A 10,905-nucleotide genomic window follows, 5' to 3' on the forward strand; every position below is an offset into this window, starting at 1 on the left:
GGCCCGATTCCACAAGACCTGGCGCGAAGTCGCCGTAGATCCCTACGACCCGGCACGACGCGGGGCCGTCGTAGGTGACCTACGACGGCCCCGGGCGCAGTCGGCCGGATCAGTGGGCGCCGGTGCCCGTGAGGGAACGTACCTCCAGCTCGGCGTACTTGGCGGTGTCGGGCTCCTCCTTGGACAGGACGGTGCCCAGCCAGCCCATGAGGAAGCCGAACGGGATGGAGATGATGCCCGGGTTCTTCAGCGGGAACCAGTGGAAGTCGACGTCCGGGAACATCGCCTTCGGGTCGCCGGAGACGACGGGCGAGAACAGCACCAGGCCGACGGCGACGATCAGACCGCCGTAGATCGACCACAGCGCGCCCTGGGTGGTGAACTTCTTCCAGAAGAGGCTGTAGAGGATCGTCGGCAGGTTGGCGGAGGCCGCGACCGCGAAGGCGAGGGCGACCAGGCCGGCCACGTTCAGGTCGCGGGCGAGGGCGCCGAGGCCGATGGAGACGACGCCGATGAAGACGGTCGCCCAGCGGGCCGCGCGGACCTCCTCGGCGCCGGATGCCTTCCCCTTGCGGATGACGTTGGCGTAGATGTCGTGCGCGAAGGAGGACGACGAGGCGAGGGTGAGGCCCGCGACCACGGCGAGGATCGTCGCGAAGGCCACCGCCGAGATGGTGGCAAGCAGGATCGCGCCCCAGGCCGAGTCGACGCCGCCCAGGTGCAGGGCGAGCAGCGGGGCCGCCGTGTTGCCCGACGGGTTGGAGGCGATGATCTCGTCCTGGGAGATCAGCGCTGCGGCGCCGAAGCCGAGGGCGATGGTCATCAGGTAGAAGCCGCCGATGATGCCGATCGCCCAGTTCACGGACTTCCGGGCGGCCTTGGCGTTGGGCACCGTGTAGAAGCGGATCAGGATGTGCGGCAGACCGGCGGTGCCGAGGACCAGGGCGATGCCGAGGGAGATGAAGTCCAGCTTGGAGGTGCCGGTGGCGCCGTACTGGAGGCCGGGCTCCAGGAAGGCGGCGCCCTTGCCGCTGTTCTCGGCGGCGGTGCCCAGCAGATCGGAGATGTTGAAGTTGAACTTCAGCAGCACCAGGAACGTAATGAGGATCGTGCCGCCGATGAGGAGCACGGCCTTCACCATCTGGACCCAGGTGGTGCCCTTCATGCCGCCGATGGAGACGTAGACGATCATCAGGATGCCGACGAGGGCGACGATGAGGATCTTGCCGGCGTCGGACGTGATGCCGAGGAGCAGCGAGACGAGGACGCCCGCGCCCGCCATCTGGGCCAGCAGGTAGAAGATCGACACGACGATCGTGGAGGTACCGGCGGCGGTGCGGACGGGGCGCTGGCGCATGCGGTAGGCGAGGACGTCGCCCATCGTGTAGCGGCCGGAGTTCCGCAGGGGCTCGGCGACCAGGAGGAGGGCGACCAGCCAGGCGACCAGGAAGCCGATGGAGTAGAGGAAGCCGTCGTAGCCGAAGAGGGCGATCGCGCCCGCGATGCCGAGGAACGACGCGGCGGACATGTAGTCGCCGGAGACCGCGAGGCCGTTCTGGAAGGCGCTGAACTGCCGTCCGCCCGCGTAGAAGTCGGCGGCGTCCTTGGTCTGGCGGCCGGCCCAGATGGTGATGGCGAGCGTCGCCAGGACGAACAGCCCGAACAGGGTGATGATGAGCGGCCGGTGCTGGCTGGCCTCGTTGGCCGCGAGGAAAGTCTGCTGTGCGGGGCTCATGCGCCGCCCTCCATCCGGGACTTGATCGCCTCGGCCTTGGGGTCGAGCTTCGCGGCGGCATGCCGCGAGTACCACCAGGCGATGAGGAACGTGGTGACGAACTGGGCGACGCCGAGGACGAAGGCGATGTTGATGTTGCCGAAGAGCTTGGTGCCCATGAAGTCGCCCGCGTAGTTGGAGAGCAGGACGTACAGCAGGTACCAGGCGATGAAGCCCACGGTCAGCGGGAAGGCGAACGAGCGGTAGGAGCGGCGCAGTTCAGCGAACTCGGCGCTCTCATGGACCGCGGCGAACTCCTCGGGGGAAGGGAGATGATGCTCTGCCTTCGCGGGGGGCGGTGCGTCGGTTGCCACGGAGTCTCCTCGCGTCTCCGCCGCGGTCGCGACGGTGGATGGTGACTTTTTCGCCGTCGGATCGGGGGACGGGTTGGGTACGGACATGGGGTCGGCTCTGTTCCTTCGGTGACGGGTGCACGATCGTGCTCGGGCTCCCTGCACAACGTCACGGCGGCGCGTGAGGACCGGTTCAACCGTGCGTGTTTCTTTCGAGAACCGATGCCGAAGCGGCCTGGAAGTGCGGTGACTTCGAGGGTTACCCCTCTACTTCGGCCTCCCGCCCATGAAGTCATTGCTGGCCGGTGACGACCAGGGATAGCTTCGGGCTGCACCACCAACGTCATGTACCTGCCCGGGCACCCGTGTGTCTCGGGCCGGTTTCTTTGAGGATGATGTGGAGAATCCATGGCTCATCTGCGCTCCAGACGACGGCTCGCCCTCGCGGTGCCGGTCGTCCTGTCGCTGACCGCCTCGCTCGGTTTCCTGCCGGGTGTCGCCTCGGCGGCCCCGCTCGTGGAGTCCACCGCCGCGACCGCGGAGGGCCCGAACCTCTCGTACGTCGTGAACACGAAGACGGACAGGCACACGATCGCCTCCGTGCAGAAGGCGATAGCCGAGGCCGGCGGCAAGGTCGTGATCACGTACGACAGGATCGGCGTGATCGTGGTCCACTCGACCGACCCGGCGTTCGGCGCGACGATCCGCGCCGTGCGCGGTGTGCAGTCCGCCGGTGCCACCCGGACCTCGCCGCTGACGCCCGCCGGTACGACGGACCTGGGTGCCGTCGACTACCTGACGGACGCGGAGGCCGCGAAGGTGAAGGCCGCTTCGGCCGACATTCCCGACGCCGAGCCCCTCGAGGCGGACCAGTGGGACCTGCGGTCGATCGGCGCCGACAAGGCGGCGAAGATCAACGACGGCAGCAGCAAGGTCACGGTCGCCGTGATCGACACGGGTGTCGACGACACCCATCCGGACCTCGCGCCGAACTTCTCCGCCTCCCAGTCCGCCAACTGCGACGGCGGTGTCGCGGACACCAGTGAGGGTTCCTGGCGGCCGTACACCCCGCAGGACTACCACGGCACCCACGTGGCCGGTGAGATAGCCGCGGCCCGCAACGGCGTCGGTGTCGCCGGTGTCGCTCCGGGTGTGAAGGTCTCCAGCATCAATGTGACCGACCGCAGCAGCGGCCTGTTCTACGCGGAGAGCGTCGTCTGCGCGTTCGTCTTCGCCGCCGACCGCGGCGTGGAGATCACGAACAACAGCTACTACGTGGACCCGTGGCTCTACAACTGCGTGGACGACCCGGACCAGAAGGCCATCGTCGACGCCGTCAACCGGGCCCAGAAGTACGCCACGAAGAAGGGCACCCTGCACCTGGCCTCGGCGGGCAACTCCAACCACGACCTCGCCTCCGACGCGATCCTGGACGCGTCCAGCCCCAACGACACCACGCCGGTCGAGCGCACCATCGACCCGAGCGAGTGCTTCGACGTTCCGACGCAGCTGCCGGGCATCGTCACGGTGAGCGCGACGGGCGTGAAGAACGAGAAGTCGTACTACTCCACGTACGGCAACGGTGTCGTCGACATCGCGGCGCCGGGCGGTGACGCCCGCTACCAGCTCCCGGACACGCCGTCGAAGAACGGCCGCATCCTGTCCACCATGCCGAACGGCGCGTACGGCTTCCTGCAGGGCACGTCGATGGCGTCGCCGCACGCCGCCGGTGTCGCCGCGCTGCTGAAGTCCACGCACCCGTGGGCGAGCCCGCAGCAGCTGCAGTGGCTGCTGAAGGCCCAGGCGGACGAGCAGGCCTGCCCGACGTCGTACGACCAGAACGGCGACGGCACCCAGGACGCGGTTTGCGAGGGCAGCCCGCGCGTGAACGGTTTCTACGGGTTCGGCATCGTCAACGCCCTGAAGGCCGTCAAGTAGTAACCCCGTCGCCCGGGGAGCACCACGACCTCGCGGGACCGGTCTCCGCACAGCCGGGACCGGTCTCCGCACAGCTCGCACCGCTTCGTACCGCTTCGTACCGCTCGATTCGCGAACGAACTGGAGACAGCATGACAGCGCCTCACCAGCGCTCGCGCCGTCTGGTGGCTCTCCCGCTCGGGATGGCCATGGCGACCGCGCTCGCCGTCGTACCGAACGTCACGGCCTCCGCCGCCGAGACGACCGGGCGGGCGGCGGCCGACGCGACGCCGCTCAGCTATGTGGTCAACGTGAGCCCCGGGCACGGTCCGTCCGGCCGGGTGAAGAAGGCGATCGCGGAGGCCGGCGGCACGATCGTGACGTCGTACGACCGGATCGGCGTGGTCGTCGTCCACTCCTCGAACGCCGGCTTCGCCGCGGAGATCCGTGATGTGCGGGGGGTCCAGTCGGCCGGTGCCACGCGCACCGCGCCGCTGCCCGCGCAGTCGACCACCGACGTGGGCACCCCGCAGGTCCTGACCGCCGATCAGGTGGCGGACGTCCGGGCGGCGGACGGGCAGGACCCGTTGGAGCCGCTGCAGTGGGACCTGCCGGCCATCAAGGCGGACAAGGCGCACGAGGTGTCGCTCGGCAGCCGGGACGTCACGGTGGCCGTCATCGACACGGGTGTCGACGACACGCATCCGGACATCGCGCCGAACTTCGACCGCGACGCCTCGGTCAACTGCGTGACGGGCAAGCCCGACACGGCCGACGGCGCCTGGCGGCCGGGGCCCACGGAGAGCGCGCACGGCACGCACGTGGCCGGTGAGATCGCCGCCGCGAAGAACGGCGTCGGCATCACGGGCGTGGCGCCCGGGGTGAAGGTGTCCGGCATCAAGGTGTCCACGCCCGCCGGCTACTTCTACACGGAGGCCGTGGTCTGCGGCTTCATGTGGGCCGCCGAGCACGGTGTGGACGTCACCAACAACAGCTATTACACCGACCCCTGGTACTTCAACTGCAAGGACGACCCGGACCAGAAGGCGCTCGTCGAGGCCCTCACCCGGGCGACGAGGTACGCGGAGAAGAAGGGCGCGGTCAACGTCGCCGCGGCCGGCAACGAGAACTACGACCTCGCGGCCGACGAGATCACCGACCCGGTCTCCCCGAACGACTCGACGCCGTCGGACCGGGTGATCGACCCGTCCGAGTGCCTCGACATCCCGACCCAGCTGCCGGGAGTCGTCACGGTCGCCTCGACCGGCGCCAAGGGCATCAAGTCGTCCTTCTCCAACCACGGTCTGGGCGTCATCGACATCGCCGCACCCGGCGGCGACTCGACGCGCTTGCAGACTCCTGCCCCGCCCGCCACCAGCGGCCTCATCCTGGGCCCGCTGCCCGGCGGCACCTGGGGCTACATGGCCGGTACGTCGATGGCGTCCCCGCACGTCGCGGGCGTCGCCGCCCTCATCAGGTCGACCCACCCGCGCGCCCCGGCCGCCCTGGTCAAGGCCCTGCTGTACGCCCAGGCCGACGCCACGCCCTGCACCGACCCGTACGACATCGACGGGGACGGCAAGATCGACGCGGTCTGCGAGGGCCCGAGGAACTACAACGGCTTCTACGGCTTCGGCACGGCGGACGCGCTGGACGCGGTGACGAGGTAGGGACGGTCCTCGTAGGTAGGGACTGTCCTCGTGCGAGGTCGTCGGGCCGGGTGGTGTCGCACCGCCCGGCCCTTTCGTTGCATAGTCCCGTCATGACAGAGACGGAACAGGCGTGGGCGGCGCTCGGCGGCGATCCCGTGCTGCCACGGCGGATCTCGACCGTCGTACGGGACGGCGTGCTGGACTCCCGGCTTCCGGTACGGGAGCTGGCGCGGGCCTGCGTCGGGGTGTGCGCGCTGGCGGCGGCCGAGTTGGGGGCGCGGCGCGCCGGGCGCACCGAGGTGCCCCGGGTACGCGTGGACGACGGGGCGGTTGGCACCGCCTTCGTGAGTGAACGTCATCTGCTGGTCGACGGGCGTTCGCCGGTCACCTTCGCGCCGCTGTCGCGGTTCTGGCGGACGGCGGACGGGTGGGTGCGGACGCACGCCAACTATCCGCATCACCGGGAGCGGTTGCTGTCCGCGCTGGGGGTGCGCGCCGCCGATGTGGCCGCTGTCGAGTCGGCGCTCGTCGAGCGGTCGTCCTGGGAGGTCGAGGAGGCCGTGTACGCGGCCGGGGGCCTGGCGGTCGCCCTGCGGACGGCTGAGCAGTGGGCGGCGCACGAGCAGGCGCGGGCCATGGCGGCTCGGCCGTTGGTCGAGCACGAGCGGCTGGACACGGCCCCCGCGCGCGTGCTCGCTCCGATCGACGACGGGCCGCTGTCGCCCACCGCCGGGATACGCGTCCTGGACCTGACCCGGGTCATCGCGGGCCCGGTCGCCACCCGCACGCTCGCCCTGCTGGGCGCGGACGTCCTGCGCGTCGATCCGCCGGGGATGCCCGAGATCCTCGACCAGCACGCCGACACCGGTTTCGGGAAACGGTCGACGGCCCTCGACCTGGCCCGCACCGCCGACCGGCGCGCCTTCGAGGAGCTGCTGTCCGCCGCGGACGTCGTCCTCACCGGCTACCGCCCGGGCGCGCTCGACCGCTTCGGGCTGTCGGCGGACGCGCTGGTCGCCCGACGGTCCGGGCTGGTCGTGGCGGAGCTCTCGGCCTGGGGCGCGTACGGGCCGTGGGCCGGGCGGCGGGGGTTCGACAGTCTGGTGCAGGTGGCGACGGGGATCGCGGCGATCGAGGGGGCGAAGGAACGGCCGGGCGCGCTGCCCGCGCAGGCGCTCGACCACGGGACGGGGTATCTGCTGGCGGCGGCCGTGCTGAGGGCGCTCACCGAGCAGCCGGAGCAGGGGTACGGCCGGGTCGTTCGGTTGTCGCTGGCGCGGACGGCGGCTTGGCTGACGGGCGGGATCGAGCGCGCCCCGGGCGAGGGCGAGGCGCTCGGCGGGCCGGAGGCGTGGCTCGCCGAGCGGGACAGTCGGCTGGGGCGGCTGCGGTACGCGCTGCCGCCGGTGTCCTTCGAGGGCGGGCCGGATGACTGGGCACGGCCGCCGGGGGTGTGGGCAGCGGACGAGGCGCGCTGGGGTTGAGTCACCGGAAGCCCTGAGCCGTAGGTATGGGCGGAATATCGAACTGCCAGTTGTTTTCCGGCACTTGCCCGGTTCTGGTGCGACTGGTGAACTTTTCGGGGGTGGGTCTGACGAGACGGACGGCGGGGGCGACGCAAACGGGGGCGACGCAAACGGGGGCGGACGAGCCCGAGGGGCGAGCCGAGCGGCGGTCCGGGCGGCCCGGGCAGCCCGGTGGTGGGACCGGTCGGGCCGTCGTCGTGCTCGTCCTGGTGGCCGTGGGCGCGCTGATACCCGTGTTCGGGCCCCGTGTCGCGCTGGACGGTACGGGTGAGGCCGGGGCGCCCGGGGCCGGCGGCATCGCCCTGTTGCGGGCGGTGTCGCTGGCCGCGCTGTGTGTGCCGGTGGGTGAGCTGTTCGTGGCGTGGCTGGTGCGGTGGGCGCCGGGCGCGCCCGGGGAGGCGCCGAGCGGGTGGGGACCGTGGGCGGCGGGTGCGGGTTTCGTGGCCTCGCTGGGGCTGGCCTCGGTCGTGGCCACGGGCAATCTGGTGCCGGACTCCCCCGCCGACATGGACGTCGGCGGTCTCTACGAGACCCGGGACGGCAAACTCGCCCTCCTGGAGGTCAACGCCTTCGCGGCGGCCGGTCTGCTCGCCCTGTCCCGCCGTCCGGCCGCCCAGGCGCTGCCCCTGGCCGCGATCGTCGTCGCGGAAGCGCTGCGCGCCCACCCCGGCACGGAGTACAGCCCGCTGCTCGGCACCGGTCTGACCCTGGTGCACCTGACGTGCGCGGCGCTCTGGGCGGGCGGGCTGCTCCAGGTCCTGCGGACGCTGGCCACGCGCGCGTGGCGGGCGACAGGGGCGGGCGCCGCGTTACTGGGTCTCTACGCGCGCGTGGCCGTGGTTCTGCTCGCCGCCATCACCGCCACCGGGGTAGGGAGCACCCTGCGCCGGATGCCACCGGACACGGTCCTCGACCAGCTGACGGAGACGGCGTACGGGCGCGCCCTGCTCGCCAAGGTGCTCCTCGTGGCCGTCGTCGCCGCTCTCGCCCTCTGGGCCCGACTGCGCTTGCGCCGCGCGACCGACGACGTGCTCGGCGCCTGTGCTCCCGCGCGCGCGGAGGTCGCGGTGCTGGGCGTGGTCGTCGCGGTGTCGGCGCTGCTGACGGCGCTGCCGGTGCCCATCCGCTGGTGAGCGGCGAGTCGCTGAGCCGCGAGTGGGTGAACGGCGTCGGGTGGCCGTGGTCCGACCGGTGGTGCCGTCGGCTGGTCAGGCCGTGCTCGTGGTCACCTCGCCGTCCGCCGGGGTGGGCGCGGGCCGCGTATCGGGGGTGTCGAGGGTGCCGAGGACTCCTTGGACCAGCAGGTACTGGGCCGCCAGATAGGTGAGCATGATCCACAGGTCGGGGCGCGGCGGCTGCGGCCACTCGGCGACACCGGTCGCGATCAGCATGTCCGACACCACGAAGAGCGCGCCTCCGAGCCCCGCGACGAGTCCCGGCCGGGTGGCGGACCACGCCATCGCGGTCAGCAGGGTGCTGTATCCGGCGACGGGGAGCCGTAGATCGGCCGGCAGACCGGGCCACAGACTCACGACGGCGGCGACCAGGGCGAGGCCGTACGCGACGCCGTACGCGAGCCGCCCGGGCCTCCCCAGCCGCCCGGGCCTTCCGGGCCTGCGGGACTTGCCGGACCTCCCGAAGAGCACGAGATAGCTGACGTGCCCCACCGCGAAGGACCCCATCCCGGCGAGGAAGGCCGGCTCGGCGTCGGAGAGGAGCAGCACGTCTCCGCCCCAGCCGAAGAGCAGCGCGGCGACCAACAACCGGGGCGCGCCGCGCGTGTACGCGTACGCCGCGAGCAACGGCATCAGCAGGGGCTTGGCGACGACGTGCCCGGGGGTGAGACCGAGGGCCAGGGACCCGAGGTCGACGGCGGCGGCGAACCCGAAGGCGAAGAGCAGGAGAGGCCCTCTGTCCGGTCTCACGCGACGGTCTCCGTGACCGTGGCCGTGCCCTCGTCGGTCACCGCGGGCCGCTCGGGCGGCCGCGCCGGCTTCCAGCCGGGGCCCATGAGGACCCGTCCCGCCCGCTCGCCCCAACTCTCCGCGTTCTTCAGGTCCTTGGCGATGGCGACGTACTCGTGGGTGGCGACCCGCAGCGGGTTGTACGTGTCGATGTTCTTCGTCAGCCCGTACACCGGCCGCTCGGTCTCCTCGACGAACGACCCGAAGAGCCGGTCCCAGACGATGAGGATGCCGCCGAAATTGCGGTCCAGGTAGCCGCCCTGGGAGGCGTGGTGGACCCGGTGGTGGGACGGCGTGTTGAACACGAACTCGAACGCGCGGGGCAGCTTCCCGATCCGCTCGGTGTGGATCCAGAACTGGTAGACGAGGTTGACGGAGGAGCAGAAGGCGAGCGCGGCCGGGTGTACGCCGAGGGCGATGAGCGGGACGTAGAAGGGCCACACGGTCCAGGTCGTCCAGGGCTGCCGCAGGGCGGTGGTCAGGTTGAACCTCCGGCTGGAGTGGTGGACGACGTGGCAGGCCCAGAGGATCCGGACCACGTGGTGGCCGCGGTGCGACCAGTAGTAGAAGAAGTCCTGTGCGAGCAGCATCAGCGGGACCGTCCACCACAGGACGGGCACGCGCAGCGGGGTCAGCTCGTGGATCGCCGTGTAGACCGCGACGATCGGGATCTTCCAGAGGAAGTCGAAGGCGAGACTCCCGAGCCCCATACCGACGCTCGTCGCGGCGTCCTTCGCCTCGTACCCCGCGTCATCGTCGTCCGGATGGATCCGGACACTGATCACCTCGATCACGGTGAGCAGCACGAAGGCGGGTATCGACCACAGCACGACATCGGGCAGGTTCGGCATGTGGGCACGGTAGAACCGCTGGTCGGCGGGGGCTAGACGTTGTTACCGACAAGTATTTCCGGTGGTACGCGCTTGCTTCTTGGCGTCCTCCACCAATCCGAGGGGCATGGAGGGGGCATTGTCAGTGGGTCGGCCCACGCCGGGGGTCCCTTGCTCATCCGCTGTACGGCCGTGTGGTCATCCTTGCGGGGGTTACGGGGAGGTCGCGATGCGGGGGAGGCCGATCCCGTACGGCCGCTGCCGAAGCCGCCCGCCCCGGACAGGCCGGCCCGGGTGTCGGCCGACCGGATCGCCGGCGGGTACGCGACTCTCCCGCCTGCTGCGGACCCGGCCCGGACCGTCGATCAGCACGTCGGCCGGGGGCTCCGCCGGGGTTCGCGGAAAGGTCGTCGGAGGGGTGGCGGTGCTGGCTACGATCCGCTTCGTGCCAGTGGAGTTTCCGACTGATGAGCGGGCCGCGGCGCTCGACGCGCCACCAGCTCGGCTTCGCGCTCCAGATGTGCACCGGCGCGACCGAGCCCTTCAGCGGGAGAGCGAAGAGGGGCTGAACGTCGTGGAGTCCTGGAACGCTGCGAACGCCGTCACCCCCGCCGATCGCCGCGGCCTCGGTTCCCGCCTCGCCATCGGCCCAGCGGCGGCGGGCCGATGGCTGTGAGGCGGTGGGCCGCCGGGCCTGGATCGTCATCGTCGTCCGTGAAGTCCCCGCACGAATGCCGCGACGGCGCGCAGGATGCCGGCGCGGTCCTGCGAAGCGGTGTCCTTCAACGCCATGCCGGTGATGGTCACCAGGGCGATCGCGAGGATCGCGAGCCCGGCCAGGAGCACCGCCGCCCACCAGATGTCCATGTGTCAGTCCTTCCCCAAGCAGCCTCGACCGCCCCGGACGGGGTGGCCACGAGCACCTTCTCCAGGACCCTTGGGGGTCGGC

General features: G+C 71.1%; 9 protein-coding genes. 4 read left to right on the forward strand and 5 right to left on the reverse strand.

The annotated features are described in order from the left end of the window. Positions 1–109: 109 nt before the first annotated feature. Both OG272_RS10720 and OG272_RS10725 read right to left on the reverse strand, forming a co-directional pair. Positions 110–1,735 carry a cation acetate symporter gene (locus tag OG272_RS10720; RefSeq protein ID WP_326583769.1) on the reverse strand — a complete coding sequence of 542 codons (1,626 nt, stop codon included), beginning with the start codon at positions 1,733–1,735 and terminating at the stop codon, positions 110–112. After that, the gene (locus tag OG272_RS10725; protein ID WP_326583768.1) at positions 1,732–2,088 is read right to left on the reverse strand and encodes a DUF485 domain-containing protein; all 357 of its coding nucleotides are present in this window, start codon (positions 2,086–2,088) and stop codon (positions 1,732–1,734) included. The genes OG272_RS10720 and OG272_RS10725 overlap by 4 nt, the downstream gene beginning before the upstream one ends. A gap of 387 nt (positions 2,089–2,475) precedes the next feature. On the opposite strand from OG272_RS10725, the gene OG272_RS10730 reads away from it, so the two are divergent. The 4 genes from OG272_RS10730 (at position 2,476) to OG272_RS10745 (ending at position 8,295) form a co-directional block, all read left to right on the forward strand. Beyond that, positions 2,476–4,005 carry a S8 family serine peptidase gene (locus tag OG272_RS10730; RefSeq protein WP_326583767.1) on the forward strand — a complete coding sequence of 510 codons (1,530 nt, stop codon included), beginning with the start codon at positions 2,476–2,478 and terminating at the stop codon, positions 4,003–4,005. Positions 4,006–4,136: 131 nt separating this feature from the next. Continuing rightward, the gene (locus tag OG272_RS10735; protein ID WP_327730365.1) at positions 4,137–5,654 is read left to right on the forward strand and encodes a S8 family serine peptidase; all 1,518 of its coding nucleotides are present in this window, start codon (positions 4,137–4,139) and stop codon (positions 5,652–5,654) included. Positions 5,655–5,746: 92 nt separating this feature from the next. Further along, a complete protein-coding gene (locus OG272_RS10740; RefSeq protein WP_405893142.1) occupies positions 5,747–7,120 on the forward strand; it encodes a CoA transferase in 1,374 nt (457 codons plus the stop codon). 239 nt (positions 7,121–7,359) lie between these two features. After that, complete coding sequence (locus OG272_RS10745) at positions 7,360–8,295, forward strand: CopD family protein (RefSeq protein WP_405896006.1); 936 nt, start codon at positions 7,360–7,362, stop codon at positions 8,293–8,295. Between the two features lie 75 nt (positions 8,296–8,370). Here the strand turns inward: OG272_RS10745 and OG272_RS10750 are convergent, their stop codons facing one another. From OG272_RS10750 to OG272_RS10760, 3 genes are all read right to left on the reverse strand, one after another. Next, on the reverse strand, positions 8,371–9,087 hold the full coding sequence (locus tag OG272_RS10750) for a lysoplasmalogenase (RefSeq protein ID WP_327730361.1): 717 nt from the start codon (positions 9,085–9,087) through the stop codon (positions 8,371–8,373). After that, complete coding sequence (locus OG272_RS10755; protein ID WP_327730360.1) at positions 9,084–9,977, reverse strand: sterol desaturase family protein; 894 nt, start codon at positions 9,975–9,977, stop codon at positions 9,084–9,086. The genes OG272_RS10750 and OG272_RS10755 overlap by 4 nt, the downstream gene beginning before the upstream one ends. Positions 9,978–10,658: 681 nt before the next feature. After that, entirely contained in the window at positions 10,659–10,823 is a 165-nt protein-coding gene (locus tag OG272_RS10760) for a hypothetical protein (RefSeq protein WP_326583761.1), read from the reverse strand. Positions 10,824–10,905: the final 82 nt, after the last annotated feature.

The organism is Streptomyces sp. NBC_00104, assembly GCF_045160825.1.
Classification (GTDB): Bacteria; Actinomycetota; Actinomycetes; order Streptomycetales; family Streptomycetaceae; genus Streptomyces.